Source organism: Ramlibacter sp. JJN2-2R (assembly GCF_057747835.1).
In genome coordinates, this window is record NZ_CM173226.1 from 591,205 (window position 1) to 613,241 (window position 22,037).

The 22,037-nt window shown below is 71.4% G+C and carries 23 protein-coding genes; 8 read left to right on the plus strand and 15 right to left on the minus strand.

Annotated features, from left to right (window positions below):
* The first annotated feature begins 93 nt into the window (after positions 1 to 93).
* Positions 94 to 849 (plus strand): Crp/Fnr family transcriptional regulator, encoded by a 756-nt coding sequence (locus AC3ANR_RS02920; protein WP_488290381.1) that lies wholly within the window; start codon positions 94 to 96, stop codon positions 847 to 849.
* The gene (locus AC3ANR_RS02925; protein WP_488290382.1) at positions 839 to 1,609 is read left to right on the plus strand and encodes a pseudouridine synthase; all 771 of its coding nucleotides are present in this window, start codon (positions 839 to 841) and stop codon (positions 1,607 to 1,609) included. The genes AC3ANR_RS02920 and AC3ANR_RS02925 overlap by 11 nt, the downstream gene beginning before the upstream one ends.
* A 6-nt stretch (positions 1,610 to 1,615) precedes the next feature.
* On the opposite strand, the gene AC3ANR_RS02930 is transcribed toward AC3ANR_RS02925, so the two are convergent.
* The 5 genes from AC3ANR_RS02930 to AC3ANR_RS02950 form a co-directional block, all read right to left on the minus strand.
* Positions 1,616 to 2,509 (minus strand): hypothetical protein, encoded by an 894-nt coding sequence (locus AC3ANR_RS02930; protein ID WP_488290383.1) that lies wholly within the window; start codon positions 2,507 to 2,509, stop codon positions 1,616 to 1,618.
* Between the two features lie 5 nt (positions 2,510 to 2,514).
* Entirely contained in the window at positions 2,515 to 5,181 is a 2,667-nt protein-coding gene (locus AC3ANR_RS02935; RefSeq protein ID WP_488290384.1) for a fimbria/pilus outer membrane usher protein, read from the minus strand.
* 85 nt (positions 5,182 to 5,266) lie between these two features.
* Entirely contained in the window at positions 5,267 to 6,028 is a 762-nt protein-coding gene (locus AC3ANR_RS02940; RefSeq protein WP_488290385.1) for a fimbrial biogenesis chaperone, read from the minus strand.
* Positions 6,029 to 6,105: 77 nt separating this feature from the next.
* Entirely contained in the window at positions 6,106 to 6,522 is a 417-nt protein-coding gene (locus AC3ANR_RS02945) for a hypothetical protein (RefSeq protein ID WP_488290386.1), read from the minus strand.
* 41 nt (positions 6,523 to 6,563) lie between these two features.
* Complete coding sequence (locus AC3ANR_RS02950) at positions 6,564 to 7,058, minus strand: Csu type fimbrial protein (RefSeq protein ID WP_488290387.1); 495 nt, start codon at positions 7,056 to 7,058, stop codon at positions 6,564 to 6,566.
* A 367-nt stretch (positions 7,059 to 7,425) separates the two neighbouring features.
* Here AC3ANR_RS02950 and AC3ANR_RS02955 point away from each other — a divergent pair, with 367 nt between their 5' ends.
* The 3 genes from AC3ANR_RS02955 (at position 7,426) to AC3ANR_RS02965 (ending at position 9,931) form a co-directional block, all read left to right on the plus strand.
* Positions 7,426 to 8,115 carry a response regulator transcription factor gene (locus tag AC3ANR_RS02955; protein WP_488290388.1) on the plus strand — a complete coding sequence of 230 codons (690 nt, stop codon included), beginning with the start codon at positions 7,426 to 7,428 and terminating at the stop codon, positions 8,113 to 8,115.
* Positions 8,115 to 9,515 carry a sensor histidine kinase gene (locus AC3ANR_RS02960; protein WP_488290389.1) on the plus strand — a complete coding sequence of 467 codons (1,401 nt, stop codon included), beginning with the start codon at positions 8,115 to 8,117 and terminating at the stop codon, positions 9,513 to 9,515. Before AC3ANR_RS02955 ends, AC3ANR_RS02960 begins: the two co-directional genes overlap by 1 nt.
* Positions 9,516 to 9,643: 128 nt before the next feature.
* Complete coding sequence (locus tag AC3ANR_RS02965; protein ID WP_488290390.1) at positions 9,644 to 9,931, plus strand: DUF4148 domain-containing protein; 288 nt, start codon at positions 9,644 to 9,646, stop codon at positions 9,929 to 9,931.
* A 106-nt stretch (positions 9,932 to 10,037) separates the two neighbouring features.
* On the opposite strand, the gene AC3ANR_RS02970 is transcribed toward AC3ANR_RS02965, so the two are convergent.
* Positions 10,038 to 10,274: a hypothetical protein gene (locus AC3ANR_RS02970; protein WP_488290391.1), complete on the minus strand. Its 237-nt coding sequence runs from the start codon at positions 10,272 to 10,274 to the stop codon at positions 10,038 to 10,040.
* Between the two features lie 231 nt (positions 10,275 to 10,505).
* Here AC3ANR_RS02970 and htpG point away from each other — a divergent pair, with 231 nt between their 5' ends.
* Positions 10,506 to 12,419, plus strand: a complete 1,914-nt coding sequence (gene htpG / locus AC3ANR_RS02975) for a molecular chaperone HtpG (RefSeq protein ID WP_488290392.1) — start codon at positions 10,506 to 10,508, stop codon at positions 12,417 to 12,419.
* 48 nt (positions 12,420 to 12,467) lie between these two features.
* Here htpG and AC3ANR_RS02980 read toward each other — a convergent pair whose 3' ends face one another.
* From AC3ANR_RS02980 to AC3ANR_RS02990, 3 genes are read right to left on the minus strand one after another with little or no spacing between them, the layout of a single operon-like run.
* Entirely contained in the window at positions 12,468 to 13,169 is a 702-nt protein-coding gene (locus AC3ANR_RS02980; protein ID WP_488290393.1) for a molybdate ABC transporter substrate-binding protein, read from the minus strand.
* Position 13,170: 1 nt separating this feature from the next.
* On the minus strand, positions 13,171 to 14,139 hold the full coding sequence (locus tag AC3ANR_RS02985; RefSeq protein WP_488290394.1) for a tripartite tricarboxylate transporter substrate binding protein: 969 nt from the start codon (positions 14,137 to 14,139) through the stop codon (positions 13,171 to 13,173).
* Positions 14,140 to 14,159: 20 nt separating this feature from the next.
* Positions 14,160 to 15,125 carry a tripartite tricarboxylate transporter substrate binding protein gene (locus tag AC3ANR_RS02990; protein ID WP_488290395.1) on the minus strand — a complete coding sequence of 322 codons (966 nt, stop codon included), beginning with the start codon at positions 15,123 to 15,125 and terminating at the stop codon, positions 14,160 to 14,162.
* 67 nt (positions 15,126 to 15,192) lie between these two features.
* On the opposite strand from AC3ANR_RS02990, the gene AC3ANR_RS02995 reads away from it, so the two are divergent.
* A complete protein-coding gene (locus AC3ANR_RS02995; protein WP_488290396.1) occupies positions 15,193 to 16,068 on the plus strand; it encodes a fumarylacetoacetate hydrolase family protein in 876 nt (291 codons plus the stop codon).
* A 47-nt stretch (positions 16,069 to 16,115) separates the two neighbouring features.
* Positions 16,116 to 16,502, plus strand: a complete 387-nt coding sequence (locus AC3ANR_RS03000) for a hypothetical protein (RefSeq protein ID WP_488290397.1) — start codon at positions 16,116 to 16,118, stop codon at positions 16,500 to 16,502.
* 8 nt (positions 16,503 to 16,510) lie between these two features.
* On the opposite strand, the gene AC3ANR_RS03005 is transcribed toward AC3ANR_RS03000, so the two are convergent.
* The 6 genes from AC3ANR_RS03005 to AC3ANR_RS03030 all read right to left on the minus strand — a co-directional run bounded on the left by AC3ANR_RS03005 (position 16,511) and on the right by AC3ANR_RS03030 (position 21,956).
* Positions 16,511 to 17,521 (minus strand): serine/threonine protein kinase, encoded by a 1,011-nt coding sequence (locus tag AC3ANR_RS03005; RefSeq protein ID WP_488290398.1) that lies wholly within the window; start codon positions 17,519 to 17,521, stop codon positions 16,511 to 16,513.
* A 10-nt stretch (positions 17,522 to 17,531) separates the two neighbouring features.
* On the minus strand, positions 17,532 to 18,983 hold the full coding sequence (locus AC3ANR_RS03010; protein WP_488290399.1) for a serine/threonine protein kinase: 1,452 nt from the start codon (positions 18,981 to 18,983) through the stop codon (positions 17,532 to 17,534).
* A complete protein-coding gene (locus AC3ANR_RS03015; RefSeq protein WP_488290400.1) occupies positions 18,980 to 19,729 on the minus strand; it encodes a metallophosphoesterase family protein in 750 nt (249 codons plus the stop codon). Before AC3ANR_RS03015 ends, AC3ANR_RS03010 begins: the two co-directional genes overlap by 4 nt.
* 42 nt (positions 19,730 to 19,771) lie before the next feature.
* On the minus strand, positions 19,772 to 20,860 hold the full coding sequence (locus tag AC3ANR_RS03020; RefSeq protein ID WP_488290401.1) for a DUF2855 family protein: 1,089 nt from the start codon (positions 20,858 to 20,860) through the stop codon (positions 19,772 to 19,774).
* A gap of 183 nt (positions 20,861 to 21,043) precedes the next feature.
* Positions 21,044 to 21,460 (minus strand): organic hydroperoxide resistance protein, encoded by a 417-nt coding sequence (locus AC3ANR_RS03025; protein ID WP_488290402.1) that lies wholly within the window; start codon positions 21,458 to 21,460, stop codon positions 21,044 to 21,046.
* 43 nt (positions 21,461 to 21,503) lie between these two features.
* Entirely contained in the window at positions 21,504 to 21,956 is a 453-nt protein-coding gene (locus tag AC3ANR_RS03030; protein ID WP_488290403.1) for a MarR family winged helix-turn-helix transcriptional regulator, read from the minus strand.
* Positions 21,957 to 22,037: the final 81 nt, after the last annotated feature.

The following is a 22,037-nucleotide window of genomic DNA, read 5'->3' on the forward strand; positions in this document are numbered from 1 at the left end:
GCCGGCGGCTGGAGCGGATCGTCGCATCGACTTTGACGCCCGGATGTCTTTGCGACGACAATTTTCGGGATTCCCCTCAACGGACTTACCCGCATGCAGACCAGCCGGCCCGAGCTCACGCTGCACCAGCGCCGGCGCCTGCCCACGGCCGCCGAGCTGGACGGCATCCCCTGGCTGAAGCTGCTCAAGCCCGCGGAGCACGAACGCACCGTGCGCGACATCACGGTGGGCGATGCGCGGCCGGGCGACTTCGTCTGCCGCGTCGGCCGGCCGGTGACCTACTGGTTCGGCGTCATCGAGGGCTTGCTCAAGATGAGCACCGACAACGCGCAGGGGCAGCACGTCACCTTCACCGGCGTGCCGCCGGGCGGCTGGTTCGGCGAGGGCACCGCCCTCAAGCGCGAGGTGTACCGCTACAACATCCAGCCCCTGCGCAAGAGCGTCGTGGCGGGCCTGCCGGTGGACACCTTCCACTGGCTGCTGGACCACTCGATCGGCTTCAACCGCTTCGTGATGAACCAGCTCAACGAGCGGCTGGCGCAGTTCATCGCGGCGCGCGAGATCGACCGCCTGACCGACCCCGACGTGCGGGTGGCGCGCAGCCTGGCCGCGCTGTTCAACCCGGTGCTGTATCCCGGTGTCGGCGAGGTGCTGCGCATCACGCAGCAGGAGCTGGGCTACCTGGTGGGGCTGTCGCGCCAGCGCGTCAACGAGGCGCTCGCCAGCCTGCAGGCGCAGGGGGCGATCCGCGTCGAATATGGCGGCCTGCGCATCCTGGACCTGGCCGCGCTGCGCTCGAGCGGGCCGGTGGAGGCGCCGCAGCCCGGACAATCGCGGCATGCCGCCTGAAACGCCCGCCACCGTCCGCCTCAACAAACGCATGGCCGACCTCGGCCTGTGCTCGCGCCGCGAGGCCGACGACTGGATCGCCAAGGGCTGGGTGCGGGTGGACGGCGCGGTCGCGCCGATGGGGCTGCAGGTGTCGCCCGACGCGCGCATCGAGGTCGACCGGCGCGCGCAGGGCCAGCAACAGCAGCAGGTCACCATCCTGCTGCACAAGCCGGTCGGCTACGTCAGCGGCCAGGCCGAGGACGGCTACCAGCCCGCCGTCACCCTGGTGCAGGACCGCAACCACTGGAAAGGCGACCCCTCGCGCCAGCGCTTTGCGCCGCAGCAGCTGCGTGGGCTCGCGCCGGCCGGGCGGCTGGACATCGATTCGACCGGGCTGCTGGTGCTGACGCAGGACGGCCGCGTCGCACGGCAGCTGATCGGCGAGGACTCGGGGGTCGAGAAGGAATACCTGGTGCGGGTGGCCTACGGCCAGGTCGCGCGCGACGTGCAGGCCGCGTTCCCGCCGGCGCAGCTGGCCCGCCTGCGGCACGGCCTGTCGCTCGACGGCCAGCCGCTCAAGCCCGCGCAGGTGGACTGGCAGAACCCGGAGCAGCTGCGGTTCGTGCTGACCGAAGGCAAGAAGCGCCAGATCCGCCGCATGTGCGAACTGGTGGGGCTGAAGGTCGTGGGCCTCAAGCGCATCCGCATCGGGCGGGTGGTGCTGGGGCAGCTGCCGGTGGGGGCCTGGCGTTACCTGGGGCGCGACGAACGCTTCTGAACGCGTTCAGTATTCGACGGTCAACGTGTGGTTGGGGCTCTGCTGCGAGCAGGGCATGGCGCTGCAGGTTCCGATCTGGTTGGCCACAGCCGACGCATTGATGTAGTACGTGGCCGCCATGCCCGTGCCGCTCAGGGTGTAGCTGCTCGTGCTGCTGATGTCCGTGGCGCTGTTGGCGCTGGTTCCCAGCTTCAGCGCGTAGGCGATGCCGAGCACGCTGCCGGTGGTCGGCGAGACGGACATCCGGTACGGACCGCCCCTGCTGCAGTTCACGCCGAACGTCACGTTGCCCGCGGCCGGCGAGGCCTGGAAGGAGGTGTAGGCGAGGTTCACCGTCCCGGGCGGGCTGGAGATGCTGCAGCTCACCGGGGTGTCGACGGTCACCAGCCGGGTCGATCCCGTCACGCTGCACGTCGTTCCCTTGCTGGTGGCGCAGGTGCCGCCGACTGCGAAGGTGTCGGTGTAGGTCAGGCCGGTGTTCGGGTTCTGGGCGGCCGCCATGGTCAGCGTGAAATTCAGGGAGCCGGAGTAGGTGTTCGTGTTGCCGACCATGGTCACCGTGGCGGCGGTGGGACTGCCCAGGCCGGCGGAGCCGTCGCCCCAGGCCGCGGTGGTGGCCAGCGAATAGGCGATGCGGTTCGCGCCGTTGCCCACGTTGCGGGTGCTGCCGTTGTAGTAGCCGCCCGGACCGGCCGCGATGCTGAAGCTGATGGTGCCGTCGGTCTTGTTGTCGGTGCGGATGCACGTGTAGTTGGCGGTGCCGGCGCTGTTCACCGCCGCATTGGTGTACGAGAGCGTGCCCAGGGTCACGCTCGTGATGCTGCAGCTGGCCACCGCGTGCGCGGCGGGGCTGGCCAGCAGTGCGCCGGCCAGCACGAGGAGGACATGCCAAAGTCGCATCGGTCTCATCGCTTGACTCCTGAGCAGGTGAGCGGTCCCACCCTGGCGATCTCGTCGTTCGATGCCGGCGGCAGGACCACGCGCACGGTGCAGGCCTGGTCGCCGTATTTCAGCCGCAGCACGTTGCGCGCCTGCAGCCCGGTGACGAATGCCTCGCCGCGCCGCGCGACGAAGAACTCCTTCTTGTCGCCCACCAGTTCGACCTCGGCGCCGGCCGGCGCCGGCTGGCCGTCGTCGAGCACCAGCTTGACCAGCGCCCCGCGGCCGCTGCGAACGGGGAACACCACCTTCACCGCGCTGCGTGATGCCGGCACCGCGACCTGCTCGATCGTGTCCAGCTCGGCGCTGATCGGCAGCTCGCGCGGATCCAGGCGGATGCTGTTGCTGTCGTAGGCGCGCAGCCGCGGCAGGATGGCGACGCCGTCGGCGTCGGTGCGGGTCAGGCTGCTGCCCTGGAAGCCGACGCCGACCCCGGCGTACCCGGGCACTTCGACGACCGCGAAGCTGTCCTCGATGCGGCGCGCGGCGAAGAACTGGCCGTCGGCGACGGCCAGGCCGCCCCGGGCGCCCAGGCGCAGCGACTGCTGCGAGGACGACACGGACACGTCCGCCGTCGCGAAGCCCTTGCTGCCCTGGTAGTACACGCCGCCTTCCGAGTAGCCCTGGCCGCCGCGCGTGCCCGCCACGGCGCGGCCGCCGAAGCCGGTCTCCTGCGTCAGCGGCGCCACCAGGCTGGTGTAGGCGTCGACCCGCCCGTCGCGCACGGTCACGCTGCTGGACGACGACAGCCGCGCGCCCAGCGGGGCGACGAAGCTCAGGCCGACGGCGGTTCCGCTGGTGGCGCCGGACACCCGCGTCACCGTCAGGGCCAGCGTGTTGTCGCCGATGCGCCGGCCGTAGTTCAGCGTGTAGGAGTTGAGGGCGCCGCTGAACCTGTTGTCGCTGCGGGCATAGGCCAGCCCGAAGTTGCCCCAGGTGGGATGCATGTAGTTGTAGCTGAAGGACGCCGTCAGCCGCGGCGGCAGGAAGCTGGCGGTGGAACCGAGCTGCCGGTAGCCGGGTGTCGCCGACTCGAGCCGGGCGGTGAAGCCATGGCGCAGGCTGCGATGCTCCAGGGCGAGCGTGGCCTGGAAGCCGTTGCCCGCGAAGGCGTCGTGGCTGCGCGCGATGCCGACCTGGGTCAGCACCTGGGCGGACAACGTCTTGGTCAGCGCGAGGGCCAGGCCTTGCGTGTCCTCGCCGACTTCCGCGTGCGCTTCCACCGTCGCGGTCTGCGTGACGCCCCGGCGGTACAGGCCGGAGACGAACCGCTGGCCATACTGGTTGCTTTGCTCCAGCAGGTTGCGGCGCACCGCGCCCGCTTCGACGCTCCAGTCCGTGAGGTCCTTTTCCAGCAGCGAGCTGCTGCCGAAGAAGTCCTGCACCAGCACGGTCTCGCGGCCCAGCAGGTCACGCACGACGACGCGCGCCTGCCCCGAGCCGGTGAGAACCGGCAGGTTCTCGATGCTGAACGGCCCCGCGGGCACGCGGGAGGTCTGGCGCAGCGTGTCGTTGATGTACAGCTCCACCGTGCTGGGCGCCGACGACACGCCGCTCACCAGCGGCACGGGCTGGGCGATGAAGCCCGGCGTCAGGCCGAAGTTGCGGGCGAGCTGCACGCCGCCGAAGTACGTCGCGCGGCCGCCGACGCCGGGCCGGGTGGTGCTGTCGCCCAGGCGCAAGGTCGCGTTCTGTTCGGGAAAGTCGCGGCTGAGGGTGGTTTCCAGCCGCCTCCAGCGCGAGCCGGCCGCCGCCGTCGAACCGAACAGCCCGGTGCCGACGAAGCTGGAGGTGAGCACGCCCCACTGGTTCGACGCGCCGACTTCGAGCAGCGCCCCGAGTTCGTGGGTCGCCGAGACGCCTCGCGCGGATTCGGTGGTGAAGTTCAGGTCGTAGTTGAGGAAGGCGGCCGGGATCACCGGCGACAGGGGAGGCCGCTGCACGACGTCCTGGGTGACGCGGGTGGCGGTGAACGCCTGGGGCGAGAAGCGCAGGTCGATCGACTGGTTGGCGGTGTCGATCTGCGCCTGGAAGCCGGGGACGGACGACAGCGGGTACCAGCGCTGCCCGCGCGCGTCCAGCGGCGTTGCTTGCGCCGAGCGCGTGATGCGCCACTCCTGGAACGCATCCTCCGGCGCGTACAGCGCGCCCTGCTGCTCGAGCAGGACCCAGTTGCCCGCGCGGCTGCCGTTGACCAGCACTTCCATCGGGACGAAGCGCGGTCCGCTCCTGCGGGCCGCGGCCGGTGCCGTCGTGGCGGCCGGCGAGCGCGTGGCCCCGGCCGGCGGCAGCGGTGGAAGCGATTCAGCCAGCAGCGACGACTGCGGCACCTGCATGTCCAGGCGGCCTTCCGCCGTGGCCACGCGCAATTCGGCCCCCTTGACGGCCGCGAGCGGGTACCAGACCTGTCCGCGGTCCTCGAAGACCAGCACATTGGTGTCGGGGCGCAGGCGCCACACCGCCAGGTCCGCCACCGACAGGTACAAGGCGCCCTGGCGCTGCAGCAGCGTCCAGGTGCCCAGCGGGCGGCCGTTGAGGCGGACGTCGAACGGGATCAGTCGGTGATCGGCGCCGGCCTGCGTGGCCGCGACCGGCCGCACCGTCTCGCCCCCGGGTTGGGCGCGGACCGCCATGCATGGCACGACCGACAACGCGGCGACGGTTGCCGCGGCGAGGAGTCGGGAGCCAGGATGCGAGGCGCACCGCGGACGACGCATCTCACGGGAGCTGGACGTTCAGCTCGGTGCTCTTGCCGTCGTCGAACACCACGCGGGCCACCGCCGGGCCGGCGGCGACGGCCTTGTCGGCCTTCAGGCTCATGGTGCGGCGGGCGCCGGGCAGGATGTAGGTGCCGCCCTCGAACTTCGCCAGCTCCTGCTCGCCGCGGGCCAGCACGATCGCCCGCACCTGCGCATAGGCGGTGCCGCCGTTCTGGCACAGGGCGCTGAAGTTCTGGGTGTCCATGCGCGTGACCTGGCACTGCACGTTGCGCTGCGCGGGCGGCGGCGTGATGAACACGGGCATGGACATCGCGAGCGCGATCGGCAGCTGCAGCGTGATGCCCTTGTCGGCCTTCGGCGCGGTCGCTTCCGGCACCTCGCGCACCACCAGCCGGTAGGTGAGCTGCCGGCTCATGTCGGCGGGAGCCAGCCGCGCCAGCCGGACCACCTGGCGGGCGCCGGGCGCCAGCTTCAGGATGGGCGGGGCGACGATCAGGTCCTCGGTGAGCGCCAGGTCATCGCTGCCGTCGGGCTTCTGGTTCCAGGTGTACAGATCCGTCTGGAGGGCGACCTCGGTATCGCCTTCGTTGGTGATCGTGACCGCCACCGCGCGGTCGTTCGGCGTCATGTAGATGCGCACCGGCACGACCGAGAAATTGCCCGCATGCGCCGCCGGCAGGCCGAGGGCGAGCGCGGCCCAGAAACAGGCAGCGCGGACACGGCTGGACGAACCGGCGAGGGAGAGCGGGACGGTGGTCATGGTGCGGTGGATGGTGGTCACGGAAGCTACGAACCCAAGCCACCGCACGGGCTACTGGGCCATGGCGGCGGGCGACATCAGAAACTGATGAGCAATTCGAAGAGATTATCCGTTGCGGATGAGTCGCCCACCAAGCGGAAACCCGTGACTGTGCCGAGACTGCGGTCGGCGCCCGGCACCGCCTGGACGCCCGCCGTCAGGAACTCGCCCGAGGGGGCGGAGGCACTGCCGGTGCGGACGTTGTGGATGTAGTAGCGGTAGGCGCCGGACTGGGTGCCGACGAAGCTGCCTGGCGCGGGGTCGATGCTGACGAAGTTGCCGGAGCTGCAGACCACCTGCACGACGGCGGCGGCCGGCTGGCTCAAGGTTTCGCTGGAGCATCGCTCCCCCTGCGGGACCACCGTGACCTGCACGGTGAACTGGCCCTTGGCAGTTGCCGCCCAGGCGCCGAAGCCGATGAAGGCCGCCGCGAGGAATGCAAGGAACCTGGTCATGCTCCCGGAGGGTCAGCGATGCGCGGGATGGCGCGGATCGATCAGTACGTGACCGTGACAGTGTGGCCGGCCTGGCCGGTACACGGGGCCGCGGTACACGTGCCCGCCTGGCCGGCTGCGGCCTGCACGCCCACCGTGTAGGTGGTGCCGGCGGCGCTGCCGGTCTGGCTGGCCAGGGAGCCGCTGCCGGCGGCCGTGGCGTAGGAGGCGGTGGAGCCTTGCACCAGCTTCAGGTAGTAGTCGATGCCCGCGAGCGTGCCGGAGTCGCTGGACACCGCGACGGAGTACGGCCAGCTGTTCGTGCACTTGACGACGAAGCTGGTGCTGTTCTGGGCCGCCGTCGCCTGGAAGGCGGTGTACGTCAGGGTGACGTCGTTCACCGTTCCGTCGGCCGGGGTGGCGGTCATGTTGATGTAGCACTTCGGGGTCAGGTTGACCGTGACGTTGAAGTTGGCCGTCGCCTGGGCTTGGGCGGTGCCGGAGAACAGGGCCAGCAGGCCCATCAGGCTGAGAGCGGCGGTGCGGATGAGTTTCATAGGGATTCTCCGTAGGGGTTTGAGGTAACCGTGGTTAAGCAATTTGCCTAAGGCGAACGGACTGTAACAAGTTCGCTCAGCAGCCGCCAAGGAAAAAGTGCCGAAATTCAACGAGTTACAACTGTCGAGTTGTAAAAAGGGGGCGGCCGGCGCACCGTTTGTTACATCCCTTGAACCGCCTGTAGTACCTCAGCCGTGATCGCCGGGCGCCGCCGGCCGACCGGCGGCGGCGCGTTTCCATTCGTCCGCCCGACGGCGCCGGACGTCGCCTAACACCCGGCTAACACAGTTTCTGTAGTCTTTCAGGTCACAAGCCCACTGGCGGACGTGCGTCCCGCAGGCGCCGCGGTGGGCAGGAGTGATCCCGATGCGCGTGCTGCTCGTCGAAGACGACGAAATGATCGGCCAGAGCCTGCACAGGGCGCTGGAGGCCAACGGCTGGTCGGTCGACTGGGTCAAGGAGGGCGAGCTCGCGCAAAGCGCGATGGCCGACGGCGGCTACGCGTGCGTGCTGCTGGACCTGGGCCTGCCGCGCAAGGACGGCATGGAGGTGCTGCGCACGGCGCGCGCGCGAGGCGACCGCACGCCGGTGCTGGTGCTCACCGCGCGTGACGGCATCGACGACCGCATCACCGGGCTGGACGTCGGGGCCGACGACTACCTGGTCAAGCCCTACGAATTCCGCGAACTGCTGGCGCGCATGCGGGCGGTGATCCGCCGCCGCGACGGCAGCGCGCACTCGGTGATCGGCACCGAGGCCGTGCAGCTGGACCTCACCACGCGCGAGGTGCTGGTGCAGGGCGAGCGCGCGCAGCTGTCGGCGCGCGAATTCGCGCTGCTGCACGCGCTGCTGGAGCGCCCCGGCGCCATCCTCTCGCGCGACCAGCTCGAAAGCCGCATCTATGGCTGGGGCGAGGAGGTGAGCAGCAACGCGGTCGACGTCCTGATCCACGGCATGCGCCGCAAGCTGGGCGCCGACGTGATCCGCAACGTGCGCGGCCTCGGCTGGCGCATCGCCGCCGGCCAGCCGGGCGGCACCCCGAGGGAGAACGCCTGATGCACATCCTGTCCGCCGGTCCCATGTGCTCGCTGCGGCGCGCGCTGCTCGTGTGGCTCGTCCCGCTGTTCCTGGGCGTCGGGGCGGCGTCGGCCGCACTGTCCTACTGGACCTCCAACCGCATGGTGGGCGCCTTCCTGGACGAGCAGATGGAGCAGCTCGCCGATTCGATCGCGCTGCAGGAAGAGCACCTCGCGCTGCGCAAGGCCGACCCCGAGCGCGTGCACAGCTGGGGCGTGTACATCGCGCAGGTCTGGACCCCCGAGGGCCGGCTGGACGCCACCTCGCTGCCCGACGCCAGCGTGCCGCTGGCCGGCGCGCCGGGCTTCGACCACGTCGAAGCCAATGGCAGGCGCTGGCGCGTCTACACGACCGCTGCCTCGCCGGCCACGGGCAAGCGCGTGCAGGTGCTGCAGAGCGACGACTTCCGGCGCAAGCTGGCCGTCGAGCGGGCCGGGGCGGCGATCGCGCCGGTGCTGATCCTGTTGCCGCTGGCCATCCTGATCCTGTGGGGCGTGGCCGCGAAACTCTCGCGCGAGGTGCGCCAGGTCGGCGACCAGCTCGCCCGCCAGGACCTGAGCGAACTGCGCGAACTGCCCTCGGCCCGGGTCCCGGCGGAGATCGCGCCGCTGGTGGGCGCCTTCAACACCTTGCTCGGCCGCTTGCGCGACGTGATCGCGCAGAAGCGCCGCTTCATGCAGGATGCCGCGCACGAGATGCGCACGCCGATCACCGCGCTCGCCCTGCAGCTGGAGAACGTGCGGCGCGACCTGCCGCCGGGCTCGTGCCAGCAGAGCTTCGCGCAGCTCGAAGCGGGCGTCAGCCGGGCGCAGCGCCTGGTCGACCAGCTGATGCGGATGTCGCGCAACGAGGCCGCGCCGCCGGAACCCGCGGTGGCGATCGACCTGCAGGCGCAGATCCACCAGAGCGTCGACGGGTTGATCGCGCTGGCCGACCAGCGCGGCATCGACCTGGGCGTCGTCGTCGACGAATCGGCGCGCTCGGCCGCCGTGCTGCGCTGCGGCGTCGGCGACCTGCGCAGCGTGCTGGACAACCTGGTCGAGAACGCGCTGCGCTACACGCCCGAAGGCGGCGTGGTGGACGTGCGGCTGGCGGGCAGCCCGGCCGGCCCGGTGATCGAGGTGGTCGACACCGGCCCCGGCATTCCGCCCGACCAGCTCTCGCGCGTGTTCGACCGCTTCTTCCGCGTGCCGGGCACCAGCGCGCGCGGCAGCGGCCTGGGCCTGTCCATCGCGCAGAGCGCCGCCAGCCGCTGCGGCTTGCGCGTGGTCCTGCGCAACCGCACGGATCGCAGCGGACTGGTGGCGCGCATCGAGCCGCTCGGCCTTGCCGGTGCGGCCGCGGCCGCGCCACGTGGCAGCCCGGCCTTGGCGTCCTAATCGCCAGCTAACGAAATGCTAAGGGTCACCTCACAGTGGCCGCCTACAGTGAAGTCACGGTTGATGCAGCGCTCCAGACCAGTCCGCACCAGCCGCCTCAGCACCGTTGACCACTGAAAGGAATGACCATGAACCGCAAGTCCCTGCTGGCCCTCGCCGCCGTCGCCGCCGCCTTCTCCGCCACCGCCCATGCCGGCGAAGCCGACTACAGCAGCAACCTGCCGCAGTTCAAGAGCGAGCGCGCCCGCGCCGAAGTGCGTGCCGACGCCGTCCAGGCCGTGCGCAACTACAAGTTCGAGCCCGCCGGCTCGCGCATCGCCGCCCCGCTGCAGTCGGACGTGACGCGCCAGGCCCTGCGTGCCGATGCCGCGCAGGCCGTGCGCCTGGGCCAGATCCCGCGCGGTGAAGCGAGCTGAGCTCGACGCCGGCCCGGCCCATGAGAAAGCCCCGCTCGCGGGGCTTTTTTCTTGGCGCCGCGGGCGCCGAACGTCGGGATGCGCGGCCGGCGCGGGGCCGTGACCCTCAGGGCGTGAACGTCACGACGACGGCGCCGCCGCCGGCCACCGAGAGCCGCCGCTGCGAAGCGCGCGCCGCGCGCGTGGGGATGCTGCAACGGGCCAGCTGCTCCCGCGCGGCGCGCCCGGTCCGGCCCGGCGCCTCCACCGTCAGCGTGCCGGCGCTTTCGCGTTCGAGCGACTCCAGCGTGTGGGTGGCGTCGGGGCCGGCATGGACGGAAGGAAGGGAGAGCTGGAAGGACATGGACAACGGTTGGGTTCGACGAGGCGCACTGTAACCACGTGTCTTCCCCGGACAACCCCCAACCGGGTGAGCCGGGCGGGCATCCGCCCACTTTGTCACGCGGCGCGCTCCGCGTTGTTGCGCCGGCCACCTCGGCACAATGGCGGCCTCGCGCGGGCGGCGCTTGAAAAACGGCGCGCCGCCCCCAAGCTCTGCTCGCCTTCGGGCGAACGACATCCATCCAGACCCGCCATGTCCGACAAGAAACAGACCCTCTCGTTCCAGGCCGAGGTGGCGCAACTGCTGCACCTGGTCACCCACTCGCTCTACTCCAACAAGGAGATCTTCCTGCGGGAGCTGATCTCCAACGCCTCGGACGCCTGCGACAAGCTGCGCTTCGAGGCGCTGAACGACAACGCGCTGTACGAGGACGCGCCCAACCTGGAGGTGCGCGTGGCGTTCGACCAGGACGCGCGCACGCTGACCATCACCGACAACGGCATCGGCCTGTCGCAGCAGGAGGCGATCGACAACCTCGGCACGATCGCCAAGAGCGGCACGCGCGAGTTCATGCATCGCCTCTCGGGTGACCAGAAGGCCGACGCGCAGCTGATCGGCCAGTTCGGCGTCGGCTTCTACTCCGGCTTCATCGTGGCCGACCGCATCACGGTGGAGTCGCGCCGTGCCGGCCTGCCCGCCGGCGAGGGCGTGCGCTGGACCAGCGCGGGCGCCGGCGACTTCGAGGTCGAGGCGATCGAGCGGCCGCAGCGCGGCACCAGCGTCATCCTGCACCTGCGCGAGGACGCGGCCGAGTACCTGTCGACATGGAAGCTCAAGTCCATCATTGCCAAGTACTCCGACCACATCTCGCTGCCGATCCGGATGCGCAAGGAGGAGTGGAAGGAAGGCGAGGACGGCCAGGGCGGCGCGATGGTGCTCACCGACGAGTGGGAGACCGTCAACCAGGCCAGCGCCCTGTGGACGCGGCCGAAGAAGGACATCGCCGACGAGCAGTACCAATCCTTCTACAAGCAGATCAGCCACGACCAGGAGGACCCGCTCGCCTGGAGCCACAACCGGGTCGAGGGCAGCACCGAGTACACCCAGCTGCTGTTCATCCCGGCGCAGGCACCGTACGACTTGTGGAACCGCGAGAAGGCCGCCGGCGTCAAGCTGTACGTCAAGCGCGTGTTCATCATGGACGACGCCGAGGCGCTGATGCCGGTCTACCTGCGCTTCGTGCGCGGCGTCATCGACTCGGCCGACCTGCCGCTGAACGTCAGCCGCGAGCTGCTGCAGGAAAGCCGCGACGTCAAGGCGATCCGCGAGGGCAGCACCAAGCGCGTGCTGTCGATGCTGGAGGACCTCGCCAGGCTCGAGAAGGACGAGGCCGCCTCGGCCGACGACCGGGCCAAGTACGGCAAGTTCTACGCCGAGTTCGGCGCCGTGCTCAAGGAAGGCGTGGGCGAGGACTTCGCCAACCGCGAGCGCATCGCCCGGCTGCTGCGTTACGCCTCCACCCAGTCCGACGCCGTCTCGGTCTCGCTGGCCGACTACAAGGCGCGGATGAAGGAAGGCCAGGAGGCCATCTACTACATCACCGCCGACACCCTGGCCGCGGCGAAGAACAGCCCGCAGCTGGAGGTCTTCCGCAAGAAGGGCATCGAGGTGCTGCTCATGACGGACCGGGTCGACGAGTGGGCGCTCAACTACCTGCAGGACTTCGACGGCACGCCGCTGCAGTCGGTGGCCAAGGGCGCGGTCGACCTGGGCAAGCTGCAGGACGAGGCCGAGAAGAAGAAGGCCGAGGAGGCCGCCGAGGCCTTCAAGCCCGTGCTGGCCCGGCTGAAGGAGGCGCTCAAGGACAAGGCCGAGGACGTGCGCGTCACCAGCCGCCTGGTCGATTCGCCGGCCTGCCTGGTGGCCACCGACGGCGGCATGAGCACGCAGCTGGCGCGCATGCTCAAGCAGGCCGGCCAGAAGGTGCCGGAGCTCAAGCCGGTGCTGGAGGTCAATCCCGACCACGCGCTCGTCAAGAAGCTCGATGGCTCGGTGCACTTCCACGACCTGGCACAGATCCTGTTCGACCAGGCGCTGCTGGCCGAGGGCGGGCTGCCGGACGACCCGGCCGCCTATGTCCGCCGGGTCAACGCGCTGCTGGCCTGATCGCCCGCTGAAGTCCGCTCCCCGAAGTCGGGGAGCCGGCCCCGCCGCTCAGCCGAGCGGGTCGAAGCCGCCGCCCTGGCGGGCCGCCCGCGCGTCGTCCGAGGCCAGCAGGTCCGCCACGATCGCCGCCGCGTCGGGCTGCACGGCGCGCGTGCAGACGGCGGCGGTGTAGACCGTGGCGAGCTCGAATTCCTTGGGCAGGCCGCCGGCCAGCCGCACGCCGGGCGTGTAGAGGATCTCGGTCACCTGGGTGCAGCCGACCGCGCCCGCGTCGGTGCTGGCGGCCATCTCGCGCATGGCGGTGGCGCCGTTGGGAAAGGTGCGCAGCCGGCCCGCCAGCGCGGTGTCCAGGCCCAGCGAACGCAGCACCTTCATGAAGTGGATCCCCGCCGTCGCCTTTTCCGGATCCGGGAAGTAGACGGCGCTGGCGCCGCGCAGCAGCGCCGCGAGCTGCTCGCGCGTCTGCACCGCCGGCAGCGGCTCGCCGGCCTTCACCGCCACGCCGGTGCGCACCCGGCCGAGCGGCCGGGCGGAGCCGGGGCGCACATGGCCCTGCCGCTCGAGTTCGGCGACCAGCGCCTCGGTGAGGATCAGGAGGTCGCAGGGCTCGCCCGCCAGCAGCTTGTCGCGCATCGCGCCGACGGCGCCGAAGCTGCCGGCAACGTCCAGGCCGCGCTCGTGAAGCTGGCGCTCCAGCGCCGCGACCAGGCCTTGCGCCGCGCCCCCGCTCAACACTTGGACCGGCCTCATCTCAGTCGGCCTTGATGTTGGCGGTGTGGATCACCTTGGCCCACTTGGCGATGTCCTCCTGCAGGTACTTCTCGAAGGCGGCGGGGCTCATCACCATGGCGGTGGCCCCTTGCTGCGCCCAGGCCTGCTGCACGTCGGGCTGGCTGGCGATGCGGCTGATCGCCTCGTTCAGGCGCGTGACCACCGCCGCGGGCGTGCCCTTGGGCGCCAGCACGCCGAGCCAGATGGTGGCCTCGTAGCCCGGCACGCCGGACTCGTCCACCGTCGGCACGTCGGGCAGCACCGCCGAGCGCTTCTTGCCGGTGGTGGCGATGGCCTTGACCTTGCCGGCCTTGACCTGCTCGGCCATGGTGGTGACGGCGTCGAACATCATCTGCACCTGGCCGGCCAGCACGTCGGTGCGCGCGCCCGAGCTGCCCTTGTACGGCACGTGGACGATGCTGGTGCCGGTCATGCTCTTGAACAGCTCGCCGGCCATGTGGTACGGCGTTCCGGTGCCCGACGACGCGTAATTGAGCTTGCCCGGCTGGTCCTTGGCGAGCTTGACGACCTGCTGCACGTTGGCCGCCGGCAGCGACGGATGCGCCACCAGCACGAGGTCGGAGTAGTTGATCGGCGCCACGCCGACGAAGTCGCGCGTGAGGTTGTACGGCTTGTTCGCCAGCAGCGTTTCGTTCACGGTGTGCGTGTTCGACATCAGCAGCAGCGTGTAGCCGTCCGGCGCCGACTTGGCCACGGCGTCGGTGCCGATCACCGCGCCGGCGCCCGGCCGGTTCTCGACCACGAAGGGCTGGCCGAGCGAGTCGCCCAGCCGCTGCGCCAGGAAGCGGGCGTACACGTCGGCGGGACCGCCGGTGGCGTAGGGCACGATCACCTTGACCGGCCGGGCGGGCCAGGTCTGCGCGGCCGCCGGGGCGACGACGGCCGCGGCGATCACCGCGAAGAGCAGGCGTTGCAGCTGGGACACCATGGCGGTTCTCCTTGGGTGGATCACTCCACCTTGCCGATCTTCTTGACGACGTCGCCCATGCGGCGCACGTCCGATTGCACGTACTTCTCGAAATCGGGCGTGTCCTGGAACATCACCGGGCTGCCCGCGTTGCCGATCACCTCGCGCACCTTCGGGTCGTTGCCGGCGGCACGCGCGGCGGCGCGCAGGCGCTGGGCGACCGGCTCGGGCACGCCGGCCGGAATGAACAGGCCCGACCACTGGGCGTACTCCGCGTTGTAGCCGGCGTCCTTGAGCGAGGGCACGTTGGGCAGCGCCTCCAGGCGGCCGTTGCCCCAGTGCGCCAGCACGCGCAGCTTGCCGGCCTTCACGTGCTGCAGCACGGTGGCGGGGCCCGACGACACGGCGTCGATCTGGCCGCTGAGCAGGGCCACGACGGCCGGGCCGGCGCCGGTGAAGGGCACGTGGGTCATCCTGGCGCCGGTGGTCTGCGACAGGATCTCCATCGGCACGTGCATGGTGCCGTAGTTGCCCGACGAGCCGTAGTTGATGGCGCCCGGGCGCTTCCTGGCGTCCTCGACGAAGTCCTTCACGGTCTTCCACGGCGCATCGGCGCGCACCGCCAGCACGGTGGGGTCGGCGGTGAAGCGGGCGATCGGGCGCAGCGACTGGTAGCTGTACATCTGCGGCCGGCCGATGATGGCGTCGGCCTCGGGCAGCACGCTGTACGAGGAGAGGGCCATCACGATCGTGTAGCCGTCCGGCGCGGCCTTGGCGGCCTGCGCCATGCCGATGCCGCCGCCGGCGCCGCCCTTGTTCTCGATCACGACCGGCTGGCCGAGGTCGCGACCCATGGCCTCGGCGACGGGACGCCCGACGATGTCGGCCAGGCCGCCCGGCGGGAACGGCACGATCATCGTGATCGGCTTGCTGGGAAAGGGGGCTTGCGCGTTGGCCAGGCCGGCGGCCGCCAGCGCGACCGCGGCGAGGGCGGTGCGACGTTGCATTGTGGAAATCTCCTTGAAGGCGTTAGCATGCTACTTTGTCCCTCACCACCTCCACAGAGTTTTCCCCATGAAGATCGCCGCCTATCTCGACCGTGGCCAACCCCGTGTCGGCATCGTCTCGTCCGACCTGCAGAGCGTGCTGCCGCTCGACCTGCCCGCGGGCGAGGCGCTGCGCGGCGCCCTGCCGGTGGTCGAACTGCTGGCCGCCGGCGCCCCGTTGCCGGCCACCGGCGCCCCGGTGGCCATGGACGCCATCCAGCTGACGGCCCCGGTGCCGCGCCCGCGCCGCAACATCTTCTGCGTGGGCAAGAACTACCACGCGCACGCCAAGGAATTCGCCGGCAGCGGCTTCGACAGCAGCGCCAAGACGGGCGGCGACATCCCCTCGGTGCCGATTTACTTCACCAAGGTGCCCGAGTCGGTGGTCGGCCCCAGCGACGCGATCGTGGTGCCGGCGGACGTGTCGACTGCCATCGACTACGAGGCCGAACTGACGGTGGTCATCGGCAAGGGCGGCAAGGGCATCCGCAAGGAAGACGCGCTCAAGCACGTGTGGGGCTACACGGTCGTCAACGACGTGACCGCGCGCGACTGGCAAAGCCGCCACCAGCAGTGGCTGCTGGGCAAGTCGTTCGACACCTTCTGCCCGATGGGCCCGTGGCTGGTGAGCGCCGACGAGTGCGACGGCACCAACACCCGCGTGCGCTGCTGGGTGAACGGCGAGCTGCGCCAGGACGCCTCGACCACCGACCTGATCTTCGACATCCCGACGCTGATCGAGACGCTCTCGGCCGGCATCACGCTCTACCCGGGCGACCTGATCGCCACCGGCACGCCGGTGGGCGTGGGCATCGGCTTCAAGCCGCCCAAGTACCTGAAGCCGGGCGACGTGGTGAAGGTGGAGATCGAGGGCATCGGCGCGATCGAAAACCCGGTGCGCTGAAGCATCCGGTCACACCGGCGGCTGCCTCGGCGGCGGACAATCGCCGCATGCGAACCAGACGAGTGTGCGGCGCCATCGCGCTGGCCACGGCGCTGGCCGGTTGCGCCAGCACCGGCGTCGGCGCCGGCATCTCCGTGCCCGTGGGCCCGGTGTCGATCGGCATCGGCGGCGGCACGGGCGGCCTGTCGGTCGGGGTCGGCACCGGCGTCGGCCCGGTGGGCGTGGGCGTCGGCGTGAACCAGGGCGGCCAGGTCACGGGCGGCGTCGGCGTCGGCGCCAGCGTGCCGATCGGCAACGGCCCGGTGCGCGCCGGGGTCGGCGTGGGCACCGGCACCGTGCTCTATGACCCGGCCAACCACCTGGCCGCGCCGGTCCTGCCGTCCGCCCAGCCCGGCGCCGCGGCATCCACCGCCTCGCAGCAGACCGCGCACTGAGGGCGGCCTCAGGCCACCAGCGGCGCCTCGGCCATCGCCTCCAGCTGGTCCTGCAGGACCTGGATCTGTCCCTTCCAGTAGTCGCTGGTGCCGAACCAGGGGAACGCGGCCGGAAACGCCGGGTCGTCCCAGCGGCGCGCCAGCCAGGCGCTGTAGTGCACCAACCGCAGCGTGCGCAGCGGCTCGATCAGCGCCAGCTCCGCGCGATCGAAATCGCGCACCTGTTCGTAACCATCCAGCAGCGCGCCCAGCAGGCGCTGGCGCTGCGCCCGCTCGCCGGACAGCAGCATCCACAGGTCCTGCACCGCGGGGCCGGTGCGTGCGTCGTCGAGGTCGACGAAGTGCGGACCCGCACCGGGCGTCCACAGGATGTTGCCCGGGTGGCAGTCGCCATGCAGCCGGATCAGCGCGAACCGGTCCGCATAGGCGCCGTCCGGGCCGCCGAACGCCTGCGCGACGGCGGTGAGCGCTTCCTCGCAGACCTTGCTCCAGGCGGACTCGACGTCCATCGGCACGGCCTGGTTGGCGAGCAGCCACTCGCGCGGCTCGGCGCCGAAGCTGCGCAGGTCCAGCAGCGGCCGGTGCGCGAAGGGGCGGGCCGCGCCCACCGTGTGGATGCGCGCGAGGAAGCGGCCGATCCACTCGAGCACCTCCTCGTCCTCGAGTTCGGGCGCGCGGCCGCCGCGCCGCGGACTGACGCTGAACGCGAACGGCGCATGGTGGTGCAGCGTCCGCCCGGCCACGACGAGGGGCGCGACCGCCGGCACCTCGCCGGCCACCAGCTCGGCGGCGAAGGCGTGCTCCTCCAGGATCGCGGCGTCGCTCCAGCGGCCGGGACGGTAGAACTTGGCCACCACCTCCCGGTGGCCGTCGACGGGATCCTCCAGCTGGACCTGGTAGACGCGGTTCTCGTACGAGCTCAGCGCCATCATCCGGCCGTCGCCGTGCAGGCCGATGCCAGCGAGTGCGTCCAGCACCGCATCCGGCGTCAGCGCGTCATAGGGGTGGCCTTCGCTCATGGCCCGATTGTCACGCGCCGCCGCCCGTGCGCGCGGCCTCGGCGGCCGATTGCAGGTGCTCGAACGGCGTCGACTGCTTGACCAGCAGCACGCTGCACGGCGCGGCCATGACCACCTGGGCCGGCACCGTCGGCAGGAAGCGCTGCAGCGGCAGCCCATGCGTCGCCGCGCCGAGGATCAGCAGGCTGACGTGGTTGCCGCGGGCGTACTCGACGAGCGCCCGGGCCACGTTGCCGGCGTCCAGGACGTGGAAGGACGCCTGGTGGCCGGCGAGGTCCAGGCCCAGGCTCCAGCGGCGCAGCCGCTCCAGGTGCTCGCGCTGCAGCGTCGCCTCGTCGCCGCCGGCCGGCGTCGAAACGACCGTCACGCAGGCCAGCCGCGCGCCGGGGCGCAGGCCCAGCGAGCGCTGGGTCGCCACGCGCAGCGACCACAGGGTGCTGTCGGCCACGTCCTGGTGCGGCAGCGCCACCATGACGATCGGCACCTCGGCGGACTGCACCGCCGGCCGTGGGCTGGGCTGGTAGTGCCGGCCGGCCGCGGCGACCCAGCGGCGCAGCACGACGCGCAGCGGTGCGCGGCGCAGCTGCCGGCCGCGCTCGGTCACCTGCACCTGCTGCGGATGCGCCAGGTCGAAGGCCAGGTGGGCGGCGGACGGGTAGCGCCGATCGGCCTGGGGCTCCAGGCAGCGCAGGATCACCTCCTGCAGCCACTCGGGCAGGTCGGCGCGGCGTGCGCGCGGCGGCACGGGGTCCATCCACAGCCGCTGGCGCAGGCCGCCGGTGGTCAGTGGCTCGCCGTGCGGCAACTCGCCGGTGGCCAGCTGGTACAGGATGACGCCGATGGCGAACACGTCGCTGCGCGGATCGCCGCGGATGCCCACCACCTGCTCGGGCGAGATCCAGGGGGGCGAGCCGACGGCCTTGCGCAACTCCTCCGCCAGCAGGTCGGGCAGGTGCGCATGCCAGCTCAGCCCGAAGTCCAGCAGCACGGCGGTGCCGTCGGGCCTTATCATCACGTTGGCCGGCTTGAGGTCCAGGTGCACCGCATCCTGCTGGTGCAGCTGGTGCGCCGCCGTGGCGACCGCCAGGCCCAGGCGCGCGATGTCGTCGACGGCGATCGGCCGGCGCGCCTCCTGCGCGTCGTCGAGCCACTGCTGCAGCGTCGCGCCGGGCACCTGCTCCATCACGAGATACGGCACGCGTTCGAGATCGCCGGCGGCGACCAGCCGCGGCACGTGCGGCCCGCCGACGTGCTGCAGCACCAGCTGTTCCACCTCGAAGCCGATGATGGTCTCGCCGCCGTCGCCGCCGGCCATGCGGGGCACCTTCATCACCATCGGGAAGCCCGGATCGGGGCGGCCGTCGGCGTACCCGACACGGTAGATGTGCGCCATGCCGCCGGCGTGCAGCAGCTCGCGCACGACGAAGCCGTCGAGCTCGGTGCCGGGCGCCAGCAGCTTCATCGCCCGACCTCCAGCCGCGCGGCGAAGGCCTCGGGCAGGCCCGCGTCGCGGATCGCCTGCGCGGCCAGCCGGTGCTCGTAGGGCACGCGGTGGAACGTCACGCGCAGGGCCTGGTCGTCCCAAAGCGCGTACATCGCGCGCGGATCGCCATCGCGCGGCTGGCCCACGGAGCCGACCGTGGCCAGCCAGCGGCGGTGCCGCGGCAGCGGGATGGGCGCTGCGGGTGTCGGCTCGAACGGCATCGGCGTGCCGTGCCGGCCGGCGTAGAACAGGCGCTGCTCGTGGACATGGCCGCAGAACACGTGCTGCACGCCCGGGTGCGCATCCAGCGCCGCCAGGCTGCGTTCGGCGCGCGCCGTGTTGTCGACGTAGTGCCAGGCGGGGGGATCGTCGGGGCTGGCGTGCACGAGCAGCGCGCTCGCGGCCGCCGCGGTGAACGGCAGGCGGTCGAGGAAGTCGCGCTGCGCCGCGGACAGCCGCCCGTGCGTCCAGGCCGCGCCCGCTTCGCCGACGGTGCGGCCGGCGGCGCCGGCGACCGCGAAGGCATCGTGGTTGCCCTTCACCGCGACCGCGCCGCGGGCCAGCTCCTGCCGCACGAGGTCGACGACCTCGGCGGGTTGCGCGCCGTAGCCGACCAGGTCGCCCAGGAAGGCGAGCTGCGTGGCGTGCTGGCTGCGGGCGTGCGCCAGGCAAGCCTGCAGCGCGTGCAGGTTGGCGTGCAGGTCGGACAGCAGGGCCAGGCGCATGGCGGACTCGATGATCGCGGGCACGCCACCCGGCGGTTTGCGCTAGCGCAAGTCGAGCAGGTGGCCCAGGCGCGGATCGCTGCGGCCGGCCAGCACCTGCCCGTAGGCGGCCAGCGCGGCCTGGGCGCCGTGGTGCCAGCGCAGTTCCAGCCAGGGCGGCGTGCCGCGCGTCGCGGCGGCGAGGAACGCCTGCCAGGCCTGCAGCAGCCGCTGCTGCAACACGTCCGCCCCCCAGTCCGACTGCCGCTTCTTCGCCTGGGCCGGCGCGAAGAAGAGTGTCGGCCGCGGGCCCGGCAGGCCGCCGGCGCCGCCCAGGTGCTCCACGTGCGTGCCGCCCACCGCGCTGCTATAGCGAAGCGCATCGCCCAGGCGCTCGTGCACGGCGCGCCGCACGCGCGCATCGCCCGCGAAGTCCACGTACACGCAGGGTTCGGACTCCGGCACCTGGCCGATGCCGTCGTAGGCCAGCACGCGCGAGTAGCAACCCAGGCTCTCACAGAAGGCGATGTTGCCCGGCGAGGTCAGGCCGACGACCTCGATGCCCGGGCGCTGGGCCAGGAGGTGGGCGGTGCCGTAGGCCGTCTTGCTCGACGCGCTGGACAGCAGGATGCGGCGCGCGCCGAAGCAGGCGTTGTCGGCCAGGAAGTCGTCGATCAGCCAGGACGTGGTGAACAGCGGCCGCAGGAGCGCCTGTTCGCCCTCAGTGGCGGCCGTGTAGAACGGATCCGCGCTGCAGCGCAGGTAGTGGTTGTAGACCGCGTGCAGCTGAGCGCGGTGCGGCGTGCCGTCGCGAAAGCCCGCGGCCGACAGGCGATCCGGCTGCAGCACCGCGCCGCCGGACAGCGGCCAGTAGCCGTACAGGCGCTCGCCCACCGCCACGCCGGGGTGCAGCGACTGCACCACGCGGCCGAAGCCCCACGCCGGAACGATGCCCCAGCCGTCCTCGCCCGAGGGGAAGAAGCGCCAGTAGTCCATCTGCTCGCCGAACGCGGCGTAGGTGATGTTGTTCGCGGTCAGCGCCAGCAGGTCCAGCGCGACCCGGACCTGGCCGGCGCCCAGCGGCGCATCGTCCGCCTGCCGCAGGCGTGCGTCGGCGAGCCGGTCCTTGCGAATGAGCAGCGTGGTGGTCATCCGCACACCGTAGTGCAAAGCGCGGCGGCTCGCAACAACGTGCGCGACGGCGCTGTCGCCGCACCGGGCCAGCACGCGCGCCGAGCCCGCTGTCCGATGGTGGACCGCCGCCCAGCCGACGCTGGGCCGGATGCGACAAAGGCCGGATCGCTCCGGCCCTCGTGCATCGCGTCCAAGGCGCGCTCAGACCAGGTTGACCTGGACCTCGATGTTGCCGCGCGTCGCGTTCGAGTACGGGCAGACCTGGTGCGCCGTGTCGACCAGCTGGCGGGCCTGGTCGCGGTCCATGCCGGGCAGGCTGATGTTCAGGCGCGCCGCGATGCCGTACGCCTGGCCGACGGGGCCGAGGTCCACCTCGGCGTCGATGGCCAGGTCGGCGGGCAAGGCGATCTTCTGCTTGGCGGCCACGGCCTTGATCGCGCCGATGAAGCACGCCGAGTAGCCGGCCGCGAACAGTTGCTCCGGATTGGTGCCGGTGCCGGCGCCGCCGGGGGGGCTGAGCTGGATGTCGAGCCGGCCGTCGTCGGTGCGGGACTGGCCGTCGCGGCCCCCGGTCGTGTGGGCGTGGGCGGTGTAGAGCACCTTGTCGAGCTTGTTCATGGATGGCCTTTCGGTGTTGGTGGAGGAGGGGGAAGGAAGCGGGTCAGGCGGCGAGCCGGTCCCGCAGCGACTGGAGCTGGCGCGTGAGCTGCACCAGCTCGGGAAGGGGGCACTGCGCGGCGTCGAGCACGCAGCCGGGGATCTTCTCGGCGCGCGCGCGCAGGCGCCGGCCGGCGGTCGTCAGGCGCACATGCACGCGCCGCTCGTCTTCGGTGCCGCGCAGGCGCGTGACCAGGCCGGCGGCCTCCAGCCGCTTGAGCAGCGGCGTGAGGGTGCCGGAATCCAGGCGCAGGCGCTCGCCGAGCTGCGAGACGGACAGGCCGTCCTGCTCCCAGAGCGCGAGCATCGCGATGTACTGCGGATAGGTCAGGCCCAGCTCGTCGAGCCAGGGCTTGTACAGCTTGGTCATCGCCAGGGACGCCGAGTACAGGGCAAAGCAAAGCTGGTGGTCCAGCGCGAGCGCCTGCTCCGGCGGGATGGCCTTGGTCCTGTGCATGGCGACAATGATAGAACACAATTGAATTGTGTGCAATTGAATGGCGGGCGTCACGCCGTGCCGGACGGGACAGGGGCGGGC

Excerpts from the sequence above, each read along its gene's own strand:
- AC3ANR_RS02920 (WP_488290381.1), top strand. The coding sequence starts at position 94 with ATGCAGACCAGCCGGCCCGAGCTCACGCTGCACCAGCGCCGGCGCCTG.
- AC3ANR_RS02925 (WP_488290382.1), top strand. The coding sequence starts at position 839 with ATGCCGCCTGAAACGCCCGCCACCGTCCGCCTCAACAAACGCATGGCC.
- AC3ANR_RS02930 (WP_488290383.1), bottom strand. The coding sequence starts at position 2,509 with ATGCGACTTTGGCATGTCCTCCTCGTGCTGGCCGGCGCACTGCTGGCC.
- AC3ANR_RS02935 (WP_488290384.1), bottom strand. The coding sequence starts at position 5,181 with ATGGCGGTCCGCGCCCAACCCGGGGGCGAGACGGTGCGGCCGGTCGCG.
- AC3ANR_RS02940 (WP_488290385.1), bottom strand. The coding sequence starts at position 6,028 with ATGACCACCGTCCCGCTCTCCCTCGCCGGTTCGTCCAGCCGTGTCCGC.
- AC3ANR_RS02945 (WP_488290386.1), bottom strand. The coding sequence starts at position 6,522 with ATGACCAGGTTCCTTGCATTCCTCGCGGCGGCCTTCATCGGCTTCGGC.
- AC3ANR_RS02950 (WP_488290387.1), bottom strand. The coding sequence starts at position 7,058 with ATGAAACTCATCCGCACCGCCGCTCTCAGCCTGATGGGCCTGCTGGCC.
- AC3ANR_RS02955 (WP_488290388.1), top strand. The coding sequence starts at position 7,426 with ATGCGCGTGCTGCTCGTCGAAGACGACGAAATGATCGGCCAGAGCCTG.
- AC3ANR_RS02960 (WP_488290389.1), top strand. The coding sequence starts at position 8,115 with ATGCACATCCTGTCCGCCGGTCCCATGTGCTCGCTGCGGCGCGCGCTG.
- AC3ANR_RS02965 (WP_488290390.1), top strand. The coding sequence starts at position 9,644 with ATGAACCGCAAGTCCCTGCTGGCCCTCGCCGCCGTCGCCGCCGCCTTC.
- AC3ANR_RS02970 (WP_488290391.1), bottom strand. The coding sequence starts at position 10,274 with ATGTCCTTCCAGCTCTCCCTTCCTTCCGTCCATGCCGGCCCCGACGCC.
- htpG (WP_488290392.1), top strand. The coding sequence starts at position 10,506 with ATGTCCGACAAGAAACAGACCCTCTCGTTCCAGGCCGAGGTGGCGCAA.
- AC3ANR_RS02980 (WP_488290393.1), bottom strand. The coding sequence starts at position 13,169 with ATGAGGCCGGTCCAAGTGTTGAGCGGGGGCGCGGCGCAAGGCCTGGTC.
- AC3ANR_RS02985 (WP_488290394.1), bottom strand. The coding sequence starts at position 14,139 with ATGGTGTCCCAGCTGCAACGCCTGCTCTTCGCGGTGATCGCCGCGGCC.
- AC3ANR_RS02990 (WP_488290395.1), bottom strand. The coding sequence starts at position 15,125 with ATGCAACGTCGCACCGCCCTCGCCGCGGTCGCGCTGGCGGCCGCCGGC.
- AC3ANR_RS02995 (WP_488290396.1), top strand. The coding sequence starts at position 15,193 with ATGAAGATCGCCGCCTATCTCGACCGTGGCCAACCCCGTGTCGGCATC.
- AC3ANR_RS03000 (WP_488290397.1), top strand. The coding sequence starts at position 16,116 with ATGCGAACCAGACGAGTGTGCGGCGCCATCGCGCTGGCCACGGCGCTG.
- AC3ANR_RS03005 (WP_488290398.1), bottom strand. The coding sequence starts at position 17,521 with ATGAGCGAAGGCCACCCCTATGACGCGCTGACGCCGGATGCGGTGCTG.
- AC3ANR_RS03010 (WP_488290399.1), bottom strand. The coding sequence starts at position 18,983 with ATGAAGCTGCTGGCGCCCGGCACCGAGCTCGACGGCTTCGTCGTGCGC.
- AC3ANR_RS03015 (WP_488290400.1), bottom strand. The coding sequence starts at position 19,729 with ATGCGCCTGGCCCTGCTGTCCGACCTGCACGCCAACCTGCACGCGCTG.
- AC3ANR_RS03020 (WP_488290401.1), bottom strand. The coding sequence starts at position 20,860 with ATGACCACCACGCTGCTCATTCGCAAGGACCGGCTCGCCGACGCACGC.
- AC3ANR_RS03025 (WP_488290402.1), bottom strand. The coding sequence starts at position 21,460 with ATGAACAAGCTCGACAAGGTGCTCTACACCGCCCACGCCCACACGACC.
- AC3ANR_RS03030 (WP_488290403.1), bottom strand. The coding sequence starts at position 21,956 with ATGCACAGGACCAAGGCCATCCCGCCGGAGCAGGCGCTCGCGCTGGAC.